Below are 22,347 nucleotides of genomic sequence, written 5' to 3' on the forward strand. Positions count from 1 at the left end.
AGGGCTTATTCCTGGATAACATCAGCCCCTTTCGGGATATCGAACTTGAACTTGGAAGCCGGGATCGGCTCATTGACCTTGACCCCGGTGAACAGGATGTTGGTGCGCTGACCCACGCTGTCGATCAACTGCATGTCGTTGATCTTGCCGCCGCGAAACGACAGGCGCAGGGAGTCGAACAAGGTGTCCTTGGTCTTGGGCTTGAGGGTGAAGTCCATTACATCACCGGCCTGCTTGGAGGTGATGTCAAAACTTTCGCTGATTTTTGATACATCACCGGACAGCAACAGGGCCGGGGTCTGGGTCAGGCGCTGATCGAGTTTCTTGATCGTAACCTGCTCCAGGTCCGGGTCCCACAGCGAGACTTTCTGGCCATCGGAGACCATCAGTTGCTCCTGGGGAGCATCGGTGTGCCAGTAGAACAGCCCAGGACGCTTTACCGACATTTCGCCGGCAGTTTCCTGCAACTGGGTGCCACTGCCGTCGAGGGTCAGCTGGGAAAAACGGGCCGTGATGGTATCAGAGCCCAACAGTTGGCCAAGACGCTTCACACTCTCGGCGTCGGCATGGGCCGACAGCGAGGAAAAGGCTAGTACCGGTAGCAACAGCATGCTGACAAAACGCATGGACATCCTCATTGATTAGTTAGAAGCCCTGGGGCTGATCAATCGCGCATCGGGGCCGGCGCCAGTACTTCGCGCGAGCCATTAGTGTTCATAGAGGTTACGACCCCGGCCATTTCCATGGATTCAATCATTCGCGCAGCGCGGTTGTAACCGATCTTCAATTTGCGTTGTACAGCAGAAATGGAGGCACGACGGCTTTCCAGTACAAACTGTACGGCTTCGTCATACAAGGCATCCGTTTCAGGGTCGTCCCCGCCTTCGCTGCCACCGCCTTCAAAGCCGCTGCCCGCCTCTTCAACACCGTTGAGGATATCTTCGTTGTAGTCCGGAGCGCCGCGCAGCTTCCAGGCTTCAACCACGCGGTGAACTTCATCGTCGGACACAAACGCGCCATGAACCCGGATCGGCAAACTGGTACCGGGCGGCATATAGAGCATGTCACCGTGACCCAGCAGTTGCTCGGCGCCACCCTGATCGATGATGGTACGCGAGTCGATCTTGCTCGATACCTGGAACGCCATGCGGGTCGGGATGTTGGCCTTGATCAGGCCGGTAATCACGTCCACCGACGGGCGCTGGGTCGCGAGGATCAAGTGGATGCCCGCAGCCCGAGCCTTCTGGGCAATACGGGCGATCAATTCTTCAACTTTCTTGCCGACGATCATCATCATGTCGGCAAATTCGTCGACCACTACCACGATGGTCGGCAACTTCACCAGCAACGGTGCTTCGTCGTGAATGCTTTCGCGCTTGTACAGCGGATCGACAAGTGGCTCGCCGGCATCCTGGGCGTCCTTGACCTTCTGGTTGAAGCCGGCGAGGTTACGCACGCCCATCTTGGCCATCAGCTTATAGCGGCGCTCCATCTCGGCAACGCTCCAGCGCAGGGCGTTGGCGGCGTCCTTCATGTCCGTTACAACCGGGCACAGCAGGTGCGGGATGCCTTCGTAGATCGACAATTCAAGCATTTTCGGGTCGATCATGATCAGCTTGGCGTCTTCCGGGCCAGACTTGAACAGGATCGACAGGATCATGGCGTTAACGCCTACAGACTTACCAGAACCGGTAGTACCGGCTACCAGCAAGTGCGGCATTTTCGCCAGGTCGGTGATCACTGGCCGCCCACCAATGTCATGGCCCAGGGCCAGAGCTACCGGCGACTTGGCGTTATCGTACTCAGGGGTCGACAACACTTCGGAGAAGCGCACGATCTGGCGGTCTTCGTTGGGAATCTCGATACCGACGGTGGTTTTGCCAGGAATGACCTCAACCACCCGCACACTGGTCACGGCCAGCGAGCGCGCGAGGTCCTTGGCCAGGTTGGCAATGCGGCTGACCTTTACGCCAGCAGCAGGTTGAATTTCGTAACGGGTAATCACCGGGCCCGGGTGGATGGAATCCACCGTCACTTCGACGCCGAATTCCTTGAGCTTGATTTCCAGCAAGTGGCCAACGGCCGCCAGGGATTCGGGGGAATAATTGAGCTGTTTTTTCTCGGCCGGATCCAGAATCGAGATCGGCGGCAAGGTACCTTCAACCGCGCTGTCCACAAACAACGGCGCCTGTTTCTCTTTTTGCACGCGCTTGCTCGGCTCGGGCGCCTTGGGCGGTGCCGGGGCAATCACTGCCGGCACGTGTTTTTCACGCTCGGACATGTGCTTGCTCAACGCCTGCTCGCGCTCGATCAGGCGCTCTTTGGCCTTGGCCTGCTCACGCTTGTCGGAAACGCTTGGCGCGACCACTTCATTGACCCGGGCATCCACTTCGCGCAGCTTGGCCTGCAGTTGCTTGCGCTCGTTACGTTCGGCCCACCAACGGTTGGCCGCGCCCTGGATCAGCTCGAACAGGTCGAGGGTGATCTTGCCCGTCACGTCCATGACCTTGAACCATGACAGGTCGGTAAACACCGTCAGGCCAAACAGGAACAAGGCAATCAATAGCAGGGTACTGCCCTGGATATTCAGTGCATTCCTGGCCAGGTCGCCCAGGCTTTCGCCCAGCGCACCGCCCGCCCCCGCAGGCAGACCCGAGGCAGAGTGAAAATGGATATGGGCCAGCGCCGCACCGGAGAGCACCAGAAAAATCAGGCCGACCAGCCGCCACGAAAACAGCCAGCCGCTCCACTGCCAGGGCTGATGCCGCTCGCGGAAGATCTGGTAGGCCTTGACCGCCAGCAGCAGCGGGAAAATATAGGCAAAGTAACCCAGCACCATAAACAGGATGTCGGCACTGTAGGAGCCGGCTGGCCCGCCGAAGTTCTGTACATCGACAACCCGGCTGTTATGGCTCCAGCCGGGGTCATCCTTGCCATAGGTCAGCAGGGCCATCATCAGGAACAGGCACAGGGCGCCGATAGCGATCAATGCACCTTCCTTGAGCCGGTAGTGCAATTGCTGACGCCAGAGAGGAACTGCTTTGGGTGCTGCTGTGGATTTCTTCAAAACGGGTCTTTTCCTGCGCCTGTGGCGCGCCCAACTATTAATTGACTAATGTGACTGCAAAATACTGCTCATAGCGAGCAGACGACAAGTTCGGACTTGAAATGAGCCCTGCCCTTATTATTGCGTGCTGCAACGTGGAGCAGTTTAGATCAGCTCATACAGGCAGGCCATTGTACGGGTTTGAGCCGCTGATGCCATGCTGGCCATAACTCGCCGGGAAGCGCCAATTTGAGCATGTATTACCTTTTGTGACAAAGACTTATACCACCACCAAAACACAGCTTGTAATTAACTGGCAGATCGACTGAGACCGCACTTGCGTGACAGAGTTGCAGCCGCCCTCCCCTTCTTGTGCAAGACTCAATGCCATGCTGACCTGGTTAAAACGCGACACCCTGACATTTCCGCCACTGGCCAACGCCATGCGCGAACCCAATGGCCTGCTGGCCGCTGGCGGTGACCTGTCCGCCGACCGGCTGATCCAGGCCTATCGCCATGGCTGTTTTCCGTGGTTCAGCGAGGGCCAGCCAATCCTGTGGTGGTCGCCTGATCCGCGCACGGTGCTGTTTCCCGAAGAGCTGCATATCTCCCGCAGTTTGGGCAAACTGCTGCGCAAGCAACGCTACCAGGTGAGTTTTGACCGCGACTTCGCAGCCGTGATCCAGGCCTGTGCCGCTCCACGAGACTATGCGGATGGCACCTGGATTACCGACGACATGCAAAACGCCTATATCGAACTGCATGCCCGCGGCCATGCCCATTCGGTGGAAGTCTGGGACAACGGTGAGCTGGTGGGCGGCTTGTATGGCCTGGCCATGGGCCAGTTGTTTTTTGGCGAGTCCATGTTCAGCCGTGCCGACAACGCCTCAAAGTTCGGCTTCGCCACGCTGGTCAGACAGCTGCAGGCCTGGGGGTTTGTGCTGATTGACTGCCAGATGCCCACAGATCACCTGCAAAGCCTGGGAGCGCGTTCAATCCCGCGCCAGATATTTGCCGAGTATTTGCAAAAACATCTGGATCTTCCCACAACTGCGCAGTGGGTTTAGTAGGCGACTTTTGCGCGCTGGCTTACACTTAATTTAAAGATTTTCCGAGGGTTCATCATGACCGAGTTGGCGCGCTTGAAGTTTTATGCCACTCAACCTCACGCATGCAGCTACTTGCCTGGCGAACAGGCCACCACGCTGTTCCTCGACCCCAGCCAGCCGATGGATGTGCAGGTTTATGCCGATTTGTCCGAGATGGGTTTCCGGCGCAGTGGCGACCATCTTTATCGCCCGCATTGCCTGAAGTGCGATGCCTGCACCCCGGCGCGCATCCCTGTTGCCCGCTTCCTGCCCAACCGCCAGCAAAAACGCATTTTCAAGCGCAATGCCGACTTGCAGGTAGAGGCGGTAAAACCGGCGTTCAGTGAAGAGAACTTTGATCTTTACCAGCGCTATATCGAGCAGCGCCATGCCGATGGCGATATGTACCCGCCCAGTCGCGATCAATTTTCGACCTTCCTGGTGCGCGACCTGGCGTTTTCCAGATTTTACGAATTCCGCCTTGATGGCCGTTTATTGGCGGTCGCCGTCACGGACGTGCTGCCCAATGGCCTGTCGGCGGTCTACACCTTCTACGATCCCGACGAAGAGCGGCGCAGCCTGGGGCGCTATGCAATCCTCTGGCAAATCGCCGAAGCGCGCCGCCTGGAGCTGGATGCGCTGTATCTGGGGTACTGGATCAAGAACTGCAAGAAGATGAATTACAAGACCGAATATCGGCCCATTGAGCTCTTAATCAATCAGAGATGGAGCTCTCTTGATTGAACCCTTGGCTTAACCCCCATTTTTCGGGCACAATGCACGCCGCTTTTGCCTGGCGCAGTTGCACCGGGCCATTCATTGGACACCGAGGGCTTTACTGCATGTCGAAAGAAGACAGCTTCGAAATGGAAGGCACTGTCGTCGACACCCTGCCCAACACCATGTTTCGTGTGGAGTTGGAAAATGGGCACGTCGTAACCGCGCATATCTCCGGCAAGATGCGCAAGAACTACATTCGTATTCTTACCGGTGACAAAGTGCGCGTCGAGCTGACGCCCTATGACTTGAGCAAAGGGCGCATCACTTACCGCGCTCGCTAAGCAAGTCAATACAAAACGCCCGGCTCTGCCGGGCGTTTTTGTTTGTCTGCGATTTGAGCCTGCCGTGGGAGCAAGCCTGCTCGCGAAGCAAACGACGCAATTTTTCGGGCAAACCGCAGTGATCCCTTCGCGAGCAGGCTCGCTCCCACAATCAGGGCTCAACATATAAAGTTTGAACTCCTGTAACTGTTTTGTCTTATTAGCTATATACCCAAACCTAACTTCCAAACTTCCTGAACCCTGGCTGTACCAGCCACACTTGCCGGGTTTAAACATTGACTTGCACCCGCGGCCTGAGTAGATTGCACAGGCCGGTCATTCAGGCCGCCTATAAACTTCACAAAAGAAGCCAATGGACACAGTATCTAGTCGCTGTCCGGTCACCGTCACTACGGCGATCCGGGCGCAAAATCCAGACATTGACAGGACTCGCCTGCACGGCGGGGTCAACTGCGCTAGAGCCTGACGCTCCATCGTAACGACCTCACCGGCGACAGTCCGGTCACGAGGTGTGTTATGACCTTTAAAACCCATGTACTACCCGGCGTTCAAGCCTTTGCCTCAAGCATGCGCGTGAAACTTTCACGCGAGCCCACCCTGGCCCGCTCGACCCGCTCACCCTTTTCCACATCCGTTGCCGACGCAAAACCTGCGCACCGCCAGGTGCATTGGCGCGTCAGCCCTGCCACAGGCCAACTGGAGCAGCGCTGGAGCATGGCCGACACCCAGGACCCGCAGAGTCGGTTCTTGCGCTGATTCATAATTAATTAAAACCCTGCCAACCCACTGGAGTTCCTTATGGAAGAAGCCAGTAGTCACCCGCTGCCCGCGTATTAATTACTTCGCAGCAGCGGGACTTTAAAGCGCACTTAACACTTCAATTAAACCGATTGCGAAGTTTGCGACTCGGCATACATTGGCACGCCTGTTAAAAGGCCATTCAATATATGCCCGGTCAAGAGTTGGCGACAGGAGTACTCATCATGAGCGCCGTAAAAAACACTAAAGTTCGGGACAAGAACAGCGCCAGCGACAGCAATAAACTGTCCATGCGTGCCGCTCGGGAAGCACAAAACGGCCTTTCAGCCACCCTGGCCAATGTACGCGCCACTACCGCAGGCCTGACCGAGCAGGAAGCCACTGAACGCCTGCAAAGCGATGGCTACAACGAAGTGGCTCACGACAAGCCGCCTCACGCACTGGTGCAGTTTCTGCTGGCCCTGCATAACCCTTTTATCTATGTGCTGCTGACCCTGGGTGTGATCAGCTTTGTCACTGACTACTGGCTGCCAGAACGCGATGGCGAAGAAGGCGACCTGACCAAAGTCATCATCATTGGCCTGATGGTTGGCCTCAGCAGCCTGCTGCGGTTCTGGCAGGAGCACCGCTCGGCCAAGTCCGCCGAAGCCCTCAAGGCCATGGTCCGCACCACCGCGACCGTGGTGCGGCGCGACAACAGCGGTACCCGCACCTCGGTGCACGAAGTACCGATGCGCGAACTGGTTGCCGGCGATATCGTGCAGCTGTCGGCCGGCGACATGATCCCGGCGGATATTCGCCTGATCGAGTCCCGCGATCTGTTTATCAGCCAGGCCGTGCTCACCGGCGAAGCCTTGCCGGTGGAGAAGTACGACACCCTGGGCGATGTGACACAAAAGTCCGCCTCCAGCACCGCCGCCGACCAGAGCAACCTGCTGGATCTGCCCAATATCTGCTTTATGGGCACCAACGTGGTCAGTGGCACTGCTCGCGCCGTAGTCGTGGCCACTGGACCGCGCACCTACTTTGGCTCGCTGGCCAAGGCCATCGTCGGCTCGCGCACGCAAACCGCGTTCGATCGCGGAGTCAACAGCGTCAGCTGGCTGTTGATCCGCTTTATGCTGGTTATGGTGCCCATTGTGTTTTTCCTCAATGGTTTCTCCAAGGGCGACTGGGGCGATGCCTTCCTGTTTGCCCTGGCAGTGGCCGTGGGCCTGACCCCGGAAATGCTGCCAATGATTGTCAGCGCCAACCTGGCCAAGGGCGCAACCGCCATGGCCAAACGCAAGGTGGTGGTCAAACGCCTCAATGCCATCCAGAACCTGGGCTCGATGGACGTGCTGTGTACGGACAAAACCGGCACCCTGACCCAGGATCACATCATCCTCGAGCATCACATCGACGCCAGTGGCCAGCGCGATGAGTCGGTACTGGCCCTGGCCTGGCTCAACAGCCATCACCAAAGCGGCATCCGCAACCTGATGGATCAGGCCGTGGTGCAGTTTGCCCTGCAGGACCCAAAATTCAACGCGCCGCACAACTACAGCAAGGTCGATGAACTGCCCTTTGACTTCGTACGGCGGCGCCTGTCGATCATCGTCAAGGACAACCGTGGCGACCACCTGCTGGTGTGCAAGGGCGCAGTCGAAGAAATGCTCGGCATCGCCACCCATGTCATGGAAGGCGACACCCGCGTGGTTCTGGACCCCACACGCCGCGAGCAACTGCTGGCCCTGGCCAACGAGTACAACGAGGACGGCTTCCGCGTACTGCTGGTCGCCACTCGCGAAATCCCCAAGGCACAGGCGCACAAGCAGTACAACACCGCAGACGAGCGCGACCTGGTCATCCGCGGCATGCTCACCTTCCTCGATCCACCAAAGGAAACTGCCGGGCCGGCGATTGCAGCCCTGCAAGAAATCGGCGTAGCGATCAAGGTGCTGACCGGCGACAACGCTGTAGTCACCGGCAAAATCTGCCGCCAGGTGGGCCTGGAGCCAGGCACACCGCTGCTTGGGCCACAAATCGAAACAATGGACGACGCCGCACTGCAACTGGAGGTTGAGCAGCGCACGGTGTTTGCCAAACTCACCCCGCTGCAGAAGTCCCGGGTGCTGAAAGCGCTGCAAGCCAATGGCCATACCGTCGGTTTTCTCGGTGACGGTATCAATGACGCGCCAGCCCTGCGCGATGCCGACGTAGGCATTTCGGTAGACAGCGGCACGGATATCGCCAAGGAGTCGGCTGACATCATCCTCCTGGAAAAGAGCCTGATGGTGCTCGAAGAAGGCGTACTCAAGGGGCGCGAGACCTTCGGCAATATCATGAAGTACCTGAACATGACCGCCAGCTCCAACTTCGGCAACGTGTTCTCGGTATTGGTAGCCAGCGCCTTCATCCCTTTTCTGCCAATGCTGTCGATCCACCTGCTACTGCAAAACCTGATGTACGACATCTCCCAGCTGGCCTTGCCGTGGGACAAGATGGACAGGGAATACCTGCAAAAACCGCGCAAGTGGGACGCCAAGAACATCGGCCGCTTCATGATCTGGATCGGGCCAACGTCGTCGATCTTCGACATCACGACCTTCGCCCTGATGTGGTACGTGTTCTCGGCCAACAGCGTGGAAATGCAGACCCTGTTCCAGTCCGGCTGGTTTATTGAGGGACTGCTGTCACAAACCCTGGTGGTGCACATGCTGCGCACGCGCAAGATTCCGTTCTTCCAGAGCACTGCAGCATGGCCGGTGATCATGATGACCCTCATCGTGATCGTGCTGGGTATCTACGTACCGTTCTCGCCCCTGGGCACCATGGTGGGCCTGGAACCACTGCCGTTGTCGTATTTCCCTTGGCTGGTGGCCACCCTGTTCAGCTATTGCTGTGTCGCGCAACTGATGAAAACGATCTACATCCGCCGTTTCAAGCAGTGGTACTGAGTTGAAACAACGCGGGCCGGCGCCACACCGCGCCAGCCCGCGCGCAAAAAATGAATGCGTGTTCTGTGGAGATTCCTCATGTCGGGAACCACTCTGTTACTCAACCTCGCGGGCGCCATCGCACTTTTGCTGTGGGGCACCCATATGATTTCCACGGCCCTGCTGCGCGGGTTTGGCACCCAGCTGCGCAACTGGATGGGGCGCAATCTGAATAACCGCTGGATGGCACTGATGAGCGGCATCGGCATTACCGGCGTACTGCAAAGCAGTACGGCGGTCAGCCTTATGGCCACGTCCTTTACTGCAGCTGGCACCCTGGGCCTGGCGCCCGCCCTGGCCGTGATGCTGGGGGCCAATATCGGCTCGACCCTGGTGGTACAACTGCTGAGTTTTGATACCTCGCTGGCAATGCCGGTGACTTTGCTGACAGGTTATATCGTCTTTCGCCTGCGCGATGATTCGCGGTTTGAAAGCGTCGGCTGCGCACTGATAGGCCTGGGTCTGATGTTGCTGGCCCTAGGCTTGCTCAGCGCCACTCTGGGGCATATGGAAGCCACCTCGGTGTTTCGCGCCATCATGCAAAGCCTGGAAGGCGATGTGATCATCGCGGTGGTCGCTGCCGTGCTGCTGACCTGGATCTGCCACTCCAGCGTCGCGGTGGTGCTGTTGATCGCCTCGCTGGCAGGTGCTGGCCTGATGACGCCCGCCACCGCCATCGCCTTGATGCTCGGCGCCAATATCGGCGGCGCCTTGCCCTCCGTGATGAGCGCCAGTTCGCCAGTGGCGCGACGCCTGCCTATGGGCAACTTGCTGGCGCGCCTGCTGGGCTCCCTGGCGCTGCTGCCCTGCCTGCCGCTGATAGCCAACTTGCTGGCTCGCAGCGATATCGGCCTGGCACATTGGGTGGTTTACCTGCATACCGCGTTCAATCTGCTGCTGGCCGTGGTGTTCATCGGCCTGACCGAACCTTGCGCACGCCTGCTGACTTACCTGTTTCCCCAGCAGGAGCCACCAGCAGACCCCGGCATGCCGCAATACCTGGACGAGGCCGGGCTTGAAGTGGCCAATATCGGTCTGTCCAATGCCGTACGCGAAGCCCTGCGCCTGGCGGACATGACCTCACTGATGCTCAACCAGGTGTTGCAGCTGTTCGAGAAACCCGATCCGGACACAGCGGACAAGGTGCGCCAACTGGATCACTCCATCGACCTGCTAAGTGCCGCGATCCGCGCCTATCTTGCAGACATTGGCCAGGATGGCCTGAGCGATGACGATGCCGATCGCGCCCAGGAAGTGCTGATGTTCGTGATCAACCTTGAGCACGCCGGCGACATCCTCGGCAACCTCGCGCAACTGGCTGTTCGCCGCACACGCCGTGGCGAACGCTTTTCCTCATTCGAACTGATCCAGATCCAGGCCATGCACCTGGCCCTGCTGGACAGCCTGAACCTGGCCGTTACCGCGTTTTTGCGTGAGGACGTGAGCGCTGCCAAGGCACTGATCGGCCACAAGGAGACCGTGCGCAAGCTGGAAGCCAGCGCCAGCCGCGAGCACTTTCGCAAGCTGCAGAACGACAAGACGGCCTGGGCCGAATCCGGGGATATCTTCCAGCGGGTGCTGCGCGACTACCGACGCGTCCATCATCATATTGCCGCACTCGGCTATACGGTACTGGAGCGCAATACCGCGTCGGCCCAGGCCGCTTGATCGCAGACAGCAAAAAGGCGCCCAAGCACCAATGCAAACCAGTCATGGGCATTGTGGGAGCGGGCTTGCCCGCGATACAGACGACGCGGTTCAACTATCAAACCGCGCTGTTCCAATCGCGAGCAAGCCCGCTCCCACAGGGATTTTGCATCCCGCCCAACTGATCGTCACTGGCCCGAAGGCGCCTTTTATGACTACGGTGTTACATCAAGCCATTTCGACTGCGGTTTCAAACTCGAAGGTCAACTCGCCGTTTTCCAGGTCGATGTGTACCACACCGCCATGATCGGCCAGTTCACCAAAGAGAATCTCCTCAGCCAACGGACGCTTGATCTTGTCCTGGATCAAACGGGCCATCGGCCGTGCCCCCATCAGCGCGTCATAACCACCCGCTGCAAGCCAGCCACGCGCCGCATCCGACACCTCGAGCTGCACGTGCTTGTCTTCCAGCTGCGCCTGCAGTTCGGTAAGGAACTTGTCCACCACATGCTTGATAACCTCATGGCTGAGGCGACCAAACTGGATAATGGTGTCCAGACGGTTACGGAACTCGGGGGTGAAGCTCTTCTTGATCGCTTCCATGGCATCGGAAGCATGATCCTGATGGGCAAAGCCCATCGAAGCCCGAGAGGCGGTTTCGGCACCGGCGTTGGTGGTCATGATGACGATCACGTTGCGGAAGTCCGCCTTGCGCCCGTTGTTGTCGGTCAGCGTGCCGTGGTCCATGACCTGCAGCAGCAGGTTGAAGACTTCAGGGTGCGCCTTCTCGATTTCATCGAGCAGCAGTACGCAGTGAGGTTGCTTGGTGATGGCCTCGGTCAGCAAACCGCCCTGATCGAAACCGACATAGCCCGGAGGCGCACCGATCAGACGCGATACGGTGTGGCGCTCCATGTACTCGGACATGTCGAAGCGAATCAGCTCGATACCCAAAGCTTTGGCCAACTGGCGTGCTGCCTCGGTTTTACCGACACCGGTGGGCCCTGCGAACAGGAACGAACCGACCGGTTTGTCCGGCGACTTGAGCCCCGCACGGGACAACTTGATTGCCGTGGACAACGAATCGATTGCCGCATCCTGGCCGAACACGGTCAGGCGCAGGTCGCGCTCGAGGTTGCGCAACAGCTCCTTGTCCGAGACCGAGACGTGTTTAGGCGGAATACGGGCGATTTTCGCCACGATATCTTCAACCTGCGCGACTTCAATGCGTTTAACCCGGCTTTCAACCGGTTGCAGACGCTGGAAGGCACCCGCCTCGTCGATCACATCAATGGCCTTGTCGGGCATGTGCCGGTCATTGATATAGCGCGAGGCCAGCTCCGCCGCTGCGCGCAGGGCTTCATCGCTGTACTCGATGCCATGGTGCTGCTCGAAACGACCTTTAAGCCCGCGCAGAATGCTGATGGTATCTTCAACCGAAGGTTCGGATACGTCGACTTTCTGGAAACGGCGCGCCAGGGCGCGGTCTTTTTCGAAGATCCCGCGAAATTCCTGGAACGTGGTGGAACCGATGCAGCGAATGTCACCCGAAGACAGCAGCGGCTTGAGCAGGTTGGACGCATCCATCACCCCGCCCGAAGCCGCACCGGCACCGATGATCGTATGGATTTCGTCGATAAAGAGGATCGCTTGCGGGCGTTTCTTCAGCTCGCCCAGCAGCGCCTTGAAGCGCTTCTCGAAATCGCCACGGTACTTGGTACCTGCCAGCAAGGCGCCAAGATCCAGGGAGTAGACGATGCTGTTAGCCAGCAGGTCAGGCACCTGGTTATCGACGATGCGCTTGGCCAGACCCTCGGCAATCGCGGTTTTACCCACGCCTGCCTCACCCACCAGTAACGGGTTGTTTTTACGCCGACGCGCCAGGATCTGGGCGACACGCTCAACTTCCATTTCCCGACCTACCAGCGGATCGATCCGGCCCTGGCGGGCCAGTTCATTCAGGTTACTGGCATAAGCGTCCAGAGGATTGCTGGAAGACGACGATTCGCCGCCCTCTTCATCCTGCATCTCATGATCGCTGTCGCTGTGCTCGCCATGCCCGGGCACCTTGGAGATGCCGTGGGCAATAAAGTTGACCACATCGATGCGCGCCACGCTCTGTTGCTTGAGCAGGAATACGGCCTGGCTTTCCTGTTCGCTGAAGATGGCTACCAGCACATTGGCGCCGGTGACTTCACGCTTGCCGGAGCTCTGCACGTGGAACACGGCACGCTGCAAGACCCGCTGAAAACCCAGGGTTGGCTGCGTTTCGCGGTCTTCGTCATGGACGGGGATCAGGGGGGTTGTGGAATCAATAAACTCTTGCAGGTCATGCTTGAGTTTTTCGAGGTTTGCGCCACAGGCGCGTAGAACGGTTGCGGCCGCCTCATTATCCAGAAGCGCTAAAAGGAGGTGCTCAACCGTCATGAATTCATGACGTTTGGAGCGGGCTTCCTTGAAGGCAAGATTGAGGGTGACTTCGAGCTCGCGATTTAACATGGCTTCACCTCATACCCAAGTGGTCGGCGTTAACCGTCCTTCTCGATTTCACAGAGTAGCGGATGCTGGCTTTCACGTGCGTACTGATTTACCTGCGCTGCCTTGGTCTCGGCAATGTCGCGGGTATAGATGCCGCACACAGCCCGTCCTTCTGTATGGACGGCCAGCATGACCTTGGTCGCCAATTCGCGATTCAAGTTAAAAAACACCTCAAGGATCTCTACAACGAAATCCATTGGCGTGTAGTCATCATTAAACAAAACCACCTTGTACATCGGCGGCGCCTGAAGCGCAGGCTTAGCCTCTTGCACAGCCAAGCCAGCGGAGTCTTCGTCATCAAAATCGGGGTGATCCTGATTAAATGTTAGTCGAGTCTGGCTGATTGCATGCATGGAAAGAAAGGTTCGTCGTTGGTTGTGCAACTACAGTGATGGAGGCAAAGGTGTCAAATTTCAACACCGCCGCCGCGTGACCTTGACTATCGGTAAAACGGTGTTACAACCATATAGTACCCACAGTGGGGAAAAATGGTCCGCGCAGTCAACCACTTTTACTGGTTTCTGTGCGAGTTGACTGGATGATACTCCAGTGATGGAGTTGTTTGCAGCAGAGGGATATGAGTATGCAAGGCAAGGTCAAGTGGTTCAACAACGCCAAAGGCTTCGGCTTCATTAATACGCAGGCCAAGGAAGGCATCGATGAACACGGAAACCCGATCGACTTTTTTGCGCATTTTTCGGCAATCCAGATGGACGGTTACAAGACGCTCAAGGCAGGCCAACCCGTGAGCTTCGAAATAATCCAGGGCCCCAAGGGCCTGCATGCTGTTGCAATCACCAACGCTCAAGTTCCAGCCAGCGCTTCAGCGACCGCGCAAGAGGTGACCAGCCTCCCGGTCTGACCCGCTGCCCAAGAAACCGGCCGATTCGATCATGCGAATCGGCCGGTTTTTTTATGCCCGCGCCATCACGAGGAAAAATTGAGGTTGCCGAAAAACCCCGTAATCACGGGGCAAACCGCGAAAAATCAGGGCATTTTGCCGCAGGGACTTAGACCAATGGATGATTCGTGTTAGGCCGCCCCCCTCGCAGCAACCTTGGTGACCTATGTATACTGCGCCGGTGACCATGGAGTCACCTGCAAACACATGCTGGAATGAGTCTTTCAGGCCTAGAAAGGCTGGGCCGTTACCCCGGCCCGACCGCTTGACGCTCTACTGATGCATTCACATCACCGCGAAGAACCTCGACTTTCGGCTCATTGTTCACTGTGAACGAAAGCGCCTACCCTGCGCATCTCGAGTATCTGAGCACGCTCAGCAAAGAAGAGAGTTAATCCGAAATGCCCAACCGTTCGAAGATCATCTATACCTTCACCGACGAAGCTCCGGCGCTCGCCACCTATTCACTGCTGCCTATCATCGAGGCGTTTACCGCCAGCGCCGATATCGCCGTTGAAACGCGCGACATCTCTCTGGCTGGCCGCATCCTCTCAAGCTTCCCCGAGCAATTGGGTGACAAGGCTGTAGCAGACCACCTCGCCGAACTGGGCGCCCTGGCCGTTACCCCTGAAGCCAACATCATCAAGCTGCCCAATATCAGCGCCTCGGTCCCGCAGTTGCAGGCCGCGATCAAAGAACTGCAAGCGCAGGGCTTCAACATCCCGGACTACCCGGAAACCGTCACCACTGACGCTGAAAAAGAAATCAAGGCGCGTTACAGCAAAGTGATGGGCAGTGCCGTAAACCCGGTACTGCGCGAAGGCAACTCCGACCGCCGCGCACCGCTGTCGGTCAAGAACTACGCGCGCAAGCACCCGCACAAAATGGGCGCCTGGGCTGCAGACTCCAAGTCCCACGTTGCTCACATGAGCGAAGGCGACTTCTACGGCAGCGAAAAAGCCGCCCTGATCGAAGCACCGGGCAGCGTTAAAATCGAACTGATCGCTCAAGACGGCACCACCACCGTCCTGAAAGAAAAAACCGCCGTCCAGGCTGGTGAGATCATCGATTGCTCGGTCATGAGCAAAAAAGCCCTGCGCGAGTTCGTAGCGGCCGAAATCGAAGACGCCAAAAAGCAGGGCGTACTGTTCTCGGTTCACCTGAAAGCCACCATGATGAAGGTTTCCGACCCGATCATGTTTGGTCAGATCGTGGCCGAGTTCTACAAGGATGCGCTGGAAAAACACGCTGACGTCCTCAAAGAAATCGGTTTCAACCTGAACAACGGCATCGGCGACCTGTACGCCCGCATCAAGGCGCTGCCAGCCGAGAAGCAGGCTGAAATCGAAGCCGACATCGAAGCCGTGTACGCCAACCGCCCTGCGCTGGCCATGGTCAACTCCGACAAAGGCATCACCAACCTGCACGTGCCGAGCGACGTAATCGTCGACGCCTCGATGCCGGCCATGATTCGTGATTCCGGCAAGATGTGGAACACCGAAGGCCAGCTGCAAGACACCAAGGCCGTGATCCCGGATCGCTGCTACGCCACCATCTACCAGGCCACCATCGAAGACTGCAAGAAACACGGCGCCTTCGATCCGACCACCATGGGCAGCGTGCCAAACGTTGGCCTGATGGCGCAAAAAGCCGAAGAGTACGGTTCCCACGACAAGACTTTCCAGATCAAGACCTCGGGCGTTGTGCGGGTAACTGACAGCAACGGCAACGTGCTGATGGAACAGAACGTCGAGGAAGGCGATATCTGGCGCATGTGCCAGGCCAAAGACGCGCCGATCCGCGACTGGGTCAAGCTGGCCGTCAACCGTGCCCGCGCCAGCAACACTCCAGCCGTGTTCTGGCTCGATCCAAAGCGTAGCCACGACGCCGAAATGATCAAAAAGGTTGAAACCTACCTGAAAGATCACGACACCAGCGGCCTGGACATTCGCATCATGGCGCCGGTAGAGGCCATGAAGTTCACTCTGGAGCGCACCCGCGCTGGCCTGGATACCATCTCGGTAACCGGCAACGTGCTGCGTGACTACCTGACCGACCTGTTCCCGATCATGGAACTGGGCACCAGCGCCAAAATGCTGTCGATCGTACCGCTGATGAATGGCGGCGGCCTGTTCGAAACCGGCGCCGGCGGCTCGGCCCCGAAACACGTTCAACAGTTGCTGGAAGAAAACTTCCTGCGCTGGGACTCGCTGGGTGAGTTCCTGGCACTGGCGGCTTCCCTGGAGCACCTGGGCACAACCTACAACAACCCGAAAGCGTTGGTGTTGGCCAAGACCCTGGACCAGGCTACCGGTCAGTTCCTCGACAACAACAAATCGCCATCGCGCAAAGTCGGCAACATCGACAACCGCGGTAGCCACTTCTACCTGGCGCTGTACTGGGCACAAGCCCTGGCTGCCCAGACTGAAGACAAAGAGCTGCAAGCCCAATTTGCTCCAGTAGCAAAAGCCATGGCCGAGAACGAGGCAAAAATCGTTGCCGAACTCAACGCCGTGCAGGGCAAGCCGGTCGATATCGGTGGTTACTACCACGCCGATGCCGACAAGGTAAGCAAAGTAATGCGCCCTAGCGCCACACTGAACGCGATCATCGCTTCGGTGTAAGGGCAACAGGCAACACCACAGACCCCGGCCCACGACGCCGGGGTTTGTGTTTTTACGGCCTACACAAACCCGGTGGGAGCGGGCTTGCCCGCGATAGCATCACCGCGTAAAAAGCACAGACCGAAGCGCCTGCATCGCGAGCAAGCCCGCTCCCACAGGGGATATGCATCCACCTATAAACCGAGACCCACCCCATGGAATGGAAACCCCACATCACCGTCGCCACTGTCGTCGAAGACAATGGCCGCTTCCTGATGGTCGAAGAACTCAAGCGCGACCGCGCCGTGCTCAATCAACCGGCCGGTCATCTGGACCCCGACGAAAGCCTGATCGAGGCCGCCATCCGCGAAACCCTCGAAGAAACCGGCTATGACGTCGAACTGACCGGTGTGATCGGCATTTACCTCTACACCGCTCCCAGCAACGGCGTGACCTACCAGCGCATCTGCTTTGCCGGCAAGGCGCTCAAGCACCACCCCGACTACCAGCTGGACACCGGCATCATTGGCCCGCTGTGGCTGACTCGCGACGAATTGCTTGCACAGCGCGAACGCTGGCGCAGCGAGCTGACCCTGCAGTGCATCGATGATTATCTGGGCGGCAAACTGTTCGACCTGACGTTAATCCGCCCTTCGGTTTAGCCTTGAGCGCTCGGGCCTGCTAGAATCGCGTCCTTTTTCAAGACACTCATTGAATCCTTATGCGTGATCCAGCCCTAGTCGCCCCCGAAAAACAGCGCGTCATCGTCGGCATGTCCGGCGGTGTCGACTCTTCCGTTTCCGCCGTTCTGCTTATGGAGCAGGGCTACCAGGTGGAAGGCCTGTTCATGAAGAACTGGGAGGAAGACGACGGAACGGATTACTGCACCGCCATGGATGATCTGGCAGACGCCCAGGCCGTGTGCGACAAAATCGGCATCAAGCTGCACACCGCCAACTTTGCCGCCGAGTACTGGGACAACGTGTTCGAGCACTTCCTGGCCGAATACAAGGCCGGTCGCACGCCGAACCCGGACATCCTGTGCAACCGCGAAATCAAGTTCAAGGCTTTCCTGGACTACGCCCTGATGCTGGGCGCCGACCTGATTGCTACCGGCCACTATGTGCGCCGTCGCGACATTGACGGCCGTACCGAGCTGCTCAAGGGCCTGGACCCGAACAAAGACCAGAGCTACTTCCTGCACGCCGTCGGCGGCGAACAGATCGCCCGCACCCTGTTCCCGGTAGGCGAGCTGGAAAAACCGGAAGTGCGCCGCATTGCGGAAAAACACGATCTGGCCACCGCGAAGAAAAAAGACTCCACCGGGATCTGCTTTATCGGCGAACGCCGCTTCAGCGACTTCCTCAAGCAATACCTGCCGGCACAGCCGGGCGAGATCAAGACCACAGAAGGTGAAGTGATCGGCCGCCATCACGGCCTGATGTACCACACCATCGGACAGCGCCAGGGCCTGGGCATTGGCGGCCTCAAGGACGCCAGCGACGAGCCGTGGTACGTGCTGGTCAAGGATCTGGAGCACAACGAGCTGATCGTCGGCCAGGGCAATGACCACCCGTGGCTGTTCTCCGGCGCCCTGCTCGCCTCCGAGATCTACTGGGTCAATCCGATCGACCTGAGCACCCCGCTGCGCCTGACGGCCAAGGTTCGCTATCGTCAGAGCGATCAGCCCTGCACCCTGGAAAAAACCGCCAACGGCTACCGCGCCACCTTCGACGACCCGCAACGCGCGGTCACCCCCGGCCAGTCCGTGGTGTTCTACGACGGCGAAGTCTGCCTGGGCGGCGGCGTGATCGAAGTGGCCGAGCCCTGGTCGAGCAAGGGCAAACGCCCATGAACGCCACTCAGGAGCAACTGGTAGCCCTCGGCGGCGTATTTCTGGCCGCGGTGCTGGTGGATAAAATTGCCAAGACCGGCCAGGTCAGCGAAGCCGACCTGAGCTGCATGCTCGGCAGCCTGCTGGTGCGTGACCCCAAGGACACCCTGGAAGTCTTTGGCGGCGACGACATCAACCTGCGCGAAGGCTATCGTGCCCTGATCGGTGCTCTTGAGCGCGATCCCAACACCCTGCAGCGCGAGCCCCTGCGTTACGCACTGTCGATGCTCGGCCTTGAGCGCCAACTGGCCAAGCGGGACGACATGCTGGAGCTGATCGGCAAGCGCCTGCCGCAGATCCAGTCCCAGGTCGAGCATTTCGGCCCGGCCCATGAAAACGTGGTGGCCGCCTGTGGCGCGTTGTACCAGGACACCCTGAGCACCCTGCGCCAGCGTATCCAGGTGCACGGCGACATGCGCAACCTGCAACAACCGAACAACGCGGCAAAAATTCGCGCCCTGCTGCTGGCCGGTATCCGCTGCGCAAGGCTGTGGCGCCAATTGGGCGGCCACCGCTGGCAGCTGGTCATCAGCCGACGCAAGCTGCTCAAAGAGCTTTACCCGATGCTGCGCGGCAACTGAAACACGCCGGCAGGCACAGAATTTAAAATCGATACGCGTATGACGCCGGTCACTTGGCAACGGACCGGCCGTTTTTTCATGTATGATACGCGCCCCATTTCGTTGCCCGACTGTCCGAGAACACCCCATGAAGCTCTCTTCGCTCACTGCGGTTTCCCCTGTTGACGGCCGCTACGCCGGCAAAACCCAGGCCCTGCGCCCAATTTTCAGCGAATACGGCTTGATCCGTGCTCGCGTTCTGGTTGAAGTTCGCTGGCTCCAGCGCCTGGCCGCCCACGCTGCCATCCCTGAAGTCCCGGCCTTCTCTGCCGAAGCCAACGCCGTTCTGAATGAACTGGCCGAGAACTTCTCTCTTGAGCACGCCGAACGCGTCAAAGAGATCGAGCGCACCACCAACCACGACGTGAAGGCCATTGAGTACCTGCTCAAAGAACAGGCCGCCAAGCTGCCTGAACTGGCCAACGTCAGTGAGTTCATCCACTTTGCCTGCACCAGCGAGGACATCAACAACCTGTCCCACGCCCTGATGCTGCGTGAAGGTCGTGATGACGTGATGCTGCCGCTGATGCGTCAAACCGCAGAAGCCATCCGCGAACTGGCGATCAAGTTCGCCGACGTACCCATGCTGTCCCGCACCCACGGCCAACCGGCTTCGCCGACCACCCTGGGCAAAGAGCTGGCCAACGTGGTCTACCGTCTGGAGCGTCAAATCGCTCAAGTCGCTGCTGTACCGTTGCTGGGCAAGATCAACGGCGCCGTGGGCAACTACAACGCCCACCTGTCCGCCTACCCGCAGATCGACTGGGAAGAAAACGCCCGCGCCTTTATCGAAGACGAGCTGGGCCTGGGTTTCAACCCGTACACCACCCAGATCGAGCCGCACGACTACATTGCCGAGCTGTTCGACGCCATCGCCCGCTTCAACACCATCCTGATCGACTTCGATCGCGATATCTGGGGCTACATCTCCCTGGGCTACTTCAAGCAGCGCACCATTGCCGGCGAAATCGGTTCTTCGACCATGCCGCACAAGGTCAACCCGATCGACTTCGAAAACTCCGAAGGCAACCTGGGTATCGCCAACGCCCTGTTCCAGCACCTGGCCAGCAAATTGCCAATCTCCCGCTGGCAGCGCGACCTGACCGACTCCACCGTACTGCGCAACCTCGGCGTGGGCTTTGCTCACAGCGTGATCGCGTACGAAGCCAGCCTCAAGGGCATCAGCAAGCTTGAACTGAATGCACAGAAAATCGCTGCTGACCTGGACGCCTGCTGGGAAGTCCTGGCCGAGCCGATCCAGACCGTGATGCGTCGTTACAACATCGAAAACCCGTACGAAAAGCTCAAAGAGCTGACCCGCGGCAAGGGCATCAGCCCTGAAGCACTGCAAACTTTCATCGACGGCCTTGAAATGCCGGAAGCGGCCAAAGCCGAGCTGAAGCTGCTGACTCCGGCCAACTACATTGGCAACGCCGTCGAGCAAGCCAAGCGCATCTGATCGCTGCAACGACCTATTAACGCCCGGCCGTGCCGGGCGTTTTTATTCCCGATTACAAAGTGCAATTTTTCAATAGGTTACACATGAATCCTGACATTCCTCTTCAACTTCTGGGCGGCATCACTGCGCGCGAGTTCATGCGCGACTACTGGCAGAAAAAACCGCTGCTGGTGCGCCAGGCAATTCCTGACTTCGAAAGCCCGATCGACGCCGACGAACTGGCCGGTCTGGCCCTTGAAGAAGAAGTCGAATCGCGCCTGATCATCGAACACGGCGAGCGCCCATGGGAACTGCGCCGCGGTCCGTTCGCCGAAGACGAATTCGGCAAACTGCCAGAGCGCGAGTGGACTCTGCTGGTGCAGGCCGTTGATCAGTTCGTGCCTGAAGTCAATGAACTGCTGGAAAACTTCCGCTTCCTGCCGAGCTGGCGTATCGACGACGTGATGATCAGCTACGCCGCCCCAGGTGGCAGTGTTGGTCCGCACTTCGACAACTACGACGTGTTCCTGCTGCAGGGTCATGGCAAGCGTCACTGGCAGATCGGCCAGATGTGCGACTCCGACAGCAAGCTGCTGGAGCACGCGGACCTGCGTATCCTCGCTGATTTCCAGGCCACCGACGAGTGGACCCTTGAGCCCGGCGACATGCTCTACCTGCCACCGCGCCTGGCCCACTGTGGCGTAGCCGTAGACGACTGCCTGACCTACTCGGTGGGCTTCCGTGCACCGAGCGCCGCTGAAGTACTGACCCACTTCACCGACTTCCTCAGCCAGTACCTGCCGGACGAAGATCGCTACACCGACGCTGACGCGCAACCGGTCAGCGACCCGCACCAGATCCAGCACGACGCCCTTGATCGCCTCAAGAGCCTGCTGACCGAGCACATGAGCGACGAGCGCATGCTGCTGACCTGGTTCGGCCAGTTCATGACCGAGCCACGTTATCCGGAACTCGTGGTCGGCCCTGAACTCGAAGAAGAAGACCTGTTGGGTAGCCTGGAACAGGGCGCGATCCTGATCCGCAACCCGAGCGCACGCCTGGCATGGTCCGAGGTCGATGACGATCTGTTGTTATTCGCCAGCGGCCAAAGCCGCCTGCTGCCGGGCAAGCTGCGCGAACTGCTGAAAATGATCTGTGCCGCCGACGCGCTGCACAGTGACAACCTCGGCACATGGCTGGCCGATGAAGATGGACGCAACCTGCTCTGCGAGCTGGTTAAACAAGGAAGCCTGGGGTTCGCTGATGAATAGCATTCACGTACGTGTCGCCGACTGGCAAAAGGACAACGCCGAACTTCGACGCATTCGTGAGGCGGTATTTATTGCCGAACAATCTGTACCTCCAGAACTGGAGTGGGATGCAGACGATGCCGATGCCGTGCATTTTCTGGCCTATGAAGGCGACTTCCCGATTGGTACCGCCCGGCTCCTGCCGGACGGCCATATCGGCCGCGTATCGGTTCTCAAGGACTGGCGCGGCCTGAAGGTTGGCGACGCACTGATGCAGGCCACGATTCTTGAAGCCGAAAAACGTGGCCTCAAGCAACAAATGCTCAGTGCCCAAGTGCATGCCACACCCTTCTACGAGCGCCTTGGCTTCAAGATCGTCAGCGATGAATTCCTCGAAGCAGGGATTCCCCACGTTGATATGGTGCGGGTGAGCTAACTGCCACGCCCATCTCTGTGGGAGCGAGCCTGCTCGCGAAGGCTGCTAGCGCGGCACTCTTGAGAACTTCGCGAGCAGGCTTGCTCCC

18 protein-coding genes are annotated in these 22,347 nt (G+C 58.7%); 14 read left to right on the forward strand and 4 right to left on the reverse strand.

Translation table 11 applies throughout. From position 1 onward, the window contains the following. Nucleotides 1–5: 5 nt before the first annotated feature. Nucleotides 6–626 carry an outer membrane lipoprotein chaperone LolA gene (gene lolA, locus QN377_RS01405; protein WP_046809214.1) on the reverse strand — a complete coding sequence of 207 codons (621 nt, stop codon included), beginning with the start codon at nt 624–626 and terminating at the stop codon, nt 6–8. Nucleotides 627–664: 38 nt separating this feature from the next. Further along, complete coding sequence (gene ftsK, locus QN377_RS01410) at nt 665–3,067, reverse strand: DNA translocase FtsK (protein WP_095003287.1); 2,403 nt, start codon at nt 3,065–3,067, stop codon at nt 665–667. A 368-nt stretch (nt 3,068–3,435) separates the two neighbouring features. Between ftsK and aat the strand changes: the two genes are divergently transcribed. The 6 genes from aat to QN377_RS01440 all read left to right on the forward strand — a co-directional run bounded on the left by aat (nt 3,436) and on the right by QN377_RS01440 (nt 10,600). Continuing rightward, entirely contained in the window at nt 3,436–4,113 is a 678-nt protein-coding gene (gene aat, locus QN377_RS01415) for a leucyl/phenylalanyl-tRNA--protein transferase (protein WP_095003288.1), read from the forward strand. Nucleotides 4,114–4,170: 57 nt separating this feature from the next. Beyond that, nucleotides 4,171–4,878, forward strand: a complete 708-nt coding sequence (locus QN377_RS01420; protein WP_095003289.1) for an arginyltransferase — start codon at nt 4,171–4,173, stop codon at nt 4,876–4,878. A gap of 98 nt (nt 4,879–4,976) precedes the next feature. Then, nucleotides 4,977–5,195, forward strand: a complete 219-nt coding sequence (gene infA / locus QN377_RS01425; RefSeq protein ID WP_002553999.1) for a translation initiation factor IF-1 — start codon at nt 4,977–4,979, stop codon at nt 5,193–5,195. A 516-nt stretch (nt 5,196–5,711) separates the two neighbouring features. Further along, nucleotides 5,712–5,951 (forward strand): hypothetical protein, encoded by a 240-nt coding sequence (locus QN377_RS01430; RefSeq protein WP_095003290.1) that lies wholly within the window; start codon nt 5,712–5,714, stop codon nt 5,949–5,951. A 227-nt stretch (nt 5,952–6,178) separates the two neighbouring features. Further along, nucleotides 6,179–8,893 carry a magnesium-translocating P-type ATPase gene (gene mgtA, locus QN377_RS01435; RefSeq protein WP_095019124.1) on the forward strand — a complete coding sequence of 905 codons (2,715 nt, stop codon included), beginning with the start codon at nt 6,179–6,181 and terminating at the stop codon, nt 8,891–8,893. Nucleotides 8,894–8,971: 78 nt separating this feature from the next. Beyond that, on the forward strand, nt 8,972–10,600 hold the full coding sequence (locus tag QN377_RS01440; protein WP_322213230.1) for a Na/Pi cotransporter family protein: 1,629 nt from the start codon (nt 8,972–8,974) through the stop codon (nt 10,598–10,600). 207 nt (nt 10,601–10,807) lie between these two features. Here the strand turns inward: QN377_RS01440 and clpA are convergent, their stop codons facing one another. Together clpA and clpS are read right to left on the reverse strand one after the other, a co-directional pair. After that, nucleotides 10,808–13,078, reverse strand: a complete 2,271-nt coding sequence (clpA, locus tag QN377_RS01445; RefSeq protein ID WP_095003293.1) for an ATP-dependent Clp protease ATP-binding subunit ClpA — start codon at nt 13,076–13,078, stop codon at nt 10,808–10,810. Between the two features lie 29 nt (nt 13,079–13,107). Then, nucleotides 13,108–13,470, reverse strand: coding sequence for an ATP-dependent Clp protease adapter ClpS (clpS, locus tag QN377_RS01450; RefSeq protein ID WP_016780211.1), 363 nt, complete (start codon nt 13,468–13,470; stop codon nt 13,108–13,110). Between the two features lie 230 nt (nt 13,471–13,700). Here clpS and QN377_RS01455 point away from each other — a divergent pair, with 230 nt between their 5' ends. The 8 genes from QN377_RS01455 (at nt 13,701) to QN377_RS01490 (ending at nt 22,259) form a co-directional block, all read left to right on the forward strand. Beyond that, complete coding sequence (locus tag QN377_RS01455) at nt 13,701–13,979, forward strand: cold shock domain-containing protein (protein WP_095003305.1); 279 nt, start codon at nt 13,701–13,703, stop codon at nt 13,977–13,979. A 440-nt stretch (nt 13,980–14,419) separates the two neighbouring features. Continuing rightward, the gene (locus tag QN377_RS01460) at nt 14,420–16,642 is read left to right on the forward strand and encodes an NADP-dependent isocitrate dehydrogenase (RefSeq protein ID WP_322213231.1); all 2,223 of its coding nucleotides are present in this window, start codon (nt 14,420–14,422) and stop codon (nt 16,640–16,642) included. A 194-nt stretch (nt 16,643–16,836) separates the two neighbouring features. Continuing rightward, on the forward strand, nt 16,837–17,283 hold the full coding sequence (locus QN377_RS01465) for an NUDIX hydrolase (RefSeq protein WP_095003295.1): 447 nt from the start codon (nt 16,837–16,839) through the stop codon (nt 17,281–17,283). Between the two features lie 59 nt (nt 17,284–17,342). Beyond that, on the forward strand, nt 17,343–18,476 hold the full coding sequence (mnmA, locus tag QN377_RS01470) for a tRNA 2-thiouridine(34) synthase MnmA (protein ID WP_095003296.1): 1,134 nt from the start codon (nt 17,343–17,345) through the stop codon (nt 18,474–18,476). Next, nucleotides 18,473–19,096: a high frequency lysogenization protein HflD gene (hflD, locus tag QN377_RS01475; RefSeq protein ID WP_095003297.1), complete on the forward strand. Its 624-nt coding sequence runs from the start codon at nt 18,473–18,475 to the stop codon at nt 19,094–19,096. The genes mnmA and hflD overlap by 4 nt, the downstream gene beginning before the upstream one ends. A 127-nt stretch (nt 19,097–19,223) precedes the next feature. Then, the gene (gene purB / locus QN377_RS01480) at nt 19,224–20,594 is read left to right on the forward strand and encodes an adenylosuccinate lyase (protein ID WP_016780205.1); all 1,371 of its coding nucleotides are present in this window, start codon (nt 19,224–19,226) and stop codon (nt 20,592–20,594) included. 83 nt (nt 20,595–20,677) lie between these two features. Beyond that, the gene (locus QN377_RS01485; RefSeq protein WP_095003298.1) at nt 20,678–21,844 is read left to right on the forward strand and encodes a cupin domain-containing protein; all 1,167 of its coding nucleotides are present in this window, start codon (nt 20,678–20,680) and stop codon (nt 21,842–21,844) included. Beyond that, the gene (locus QN377_RS01490) at nt 21,837–22,259 is read left to right on the forward strand and encodes a GNAT family N-acetyltransferase (RefSeq protein ID WP_095003299.1); all 423 of its coding nucleotides are present in this window, start codon (nt 21,837–21,839) and stop codon (nt 22,257–22,259) included. The genes QN377_RS01485 and QN377_RS01490 overlap by 8 nt, the downstream gene beginning before the upstream one ends. The last annotated feature ends 88 nt before the right edge of the window (nt 22,260–22,347 follow it).

The organism is Pseudomonas sp. CCC4.1, from assembly GCF_035019225.1.
GTDB lineage: Bacteria > Pseudomonadota > Gammaproteobacteria > Pseudomonadales > Pseudomonadaceae > Aquipseudomonas > Aquipseudomonas bubulae.

What these genes read in the sequence shown, in the direction of transcription:
- lolA (WP_046809214.1), bottom strand. Translation starts at nt 626, where the DNA reads ATGCGTTTTGTCAGCATGCTGTTGCTACCGGTACTAGCCTTTTCCTCG.
- aat (WP_095003288.1), top strand. Translation starts at nt 3,436, where the DNA reads ATGCTGACCTGGTTAAAACGCGACACCCTGACATTTCCGCCACTGGCC.
- QN377_RS01420 (WP_095003289.1), top strand. Translation starts at nt 4,171, where the DNA reads ATGACCGAGTTGGCGCGCTTGAAGTTTTATGCCACTCAACCTCACGCA.
- infA (WP_002553999.1), top strand. Translation starts at nt 4,977, where the DNA reads ATGTCGAAAGAAGACAGCTTCGAAATGGAAGGCACTGTCGTCGACACC.
- QN377_RS01430 (WP_095003290.1), top strand. Translation starts at nt 5,712, where the DNA reads ATGACCTTTAAAACCCATGTACTACCCGGCGTTCAAGCCTTTGCCTCA.
- mgtA (WP_095019124.1), top strand. Translation starts at nt 6,179, where the DNA reads ATGAGCGCCGTAAAAAACACTAAAGTTCGGGACAAGAACAGCGCCAGC.
- QN377_RS01440 (WP_322213230.1), top strand. Translation starts at nt 8,972, where the DNA reads ATGTCGGGAACCACTCTGTTACTCAACCTCGCGGGCGCCATCGCACTT.
- clpA (WP_095003293.1), bottom strand. Translation starts at nt 13,078, where the DNA reads ATGTTAAATCGCGAGCTCGAAGTCACCCTCAATCTTGCCTTCAAGGAA.
- clpS (WP_016780211.1), bottom strand. Translation starts at nt 13,470, where the DNA reads ATGCATGCAATCAGCCAGACTCGACTAACATTTAATCAGGATCACCCC.
- QN377_RS01455 (WP_095003305.1), top strand. Translation starts at nt 13,701, where the DNA reads ATGCAAGGCAAGGTCAAGTGGTTCAACAACGCCAAAGGCTTCGGCTTC.
- QN377_RS01460 (WP_322213231.1), top strand. Translation starts at nt 14,420, where the DNA reads ATGCCCAACCGTTCGAAGATCATCTATACCTTCACCGACGAAGCTCCG.
- QN377_RS01465 (WP_095003295.1), top strand. Translation starts at nt 16,837, where the DNA reads ATGGAATGGAAACCCCACATCACCGTCGCCACTGTCGTCGAAGACAAT.
- mnmA (WP_095003296.1), top strand. Translation starts at nt 17,343, where the DNA reads ATGCGTGATCCAGCCCTAGTCGCCCCCGAAAAACAGCGCGTCATCGTC.
- hflD (WP_095003297.1), top strand. Translation starts at nt 18,473, where the DNA reads ATGAACGCCACTCAGGAGCAACTGGTAGCCCTCGGCGGCGTATTTCTG.
- purB (WP_016780205.1), top strand. Translation starts at nt 19,224, where the DNA reads ATGAAGCTCTCTTCGCTCACTGCGGTTTCCCCTGTTGACGGCCGCTAC.
- QN377_RS01485 (WP_095003298.1), top strand. Translation starts at nt 20,678, where the DNA reads ATGAATCCTGACATTCCTCTTCAACTTCTGGGCGGCATCACTGCGCGC.
- QN377_RS01490 (WP_095003299.1), top strand. Translation starts at nt 21,837, where the DNA reads ATGAATAGCATTCACGTACGTGTCGCCGACTGGCAAAAGGACAACGCC.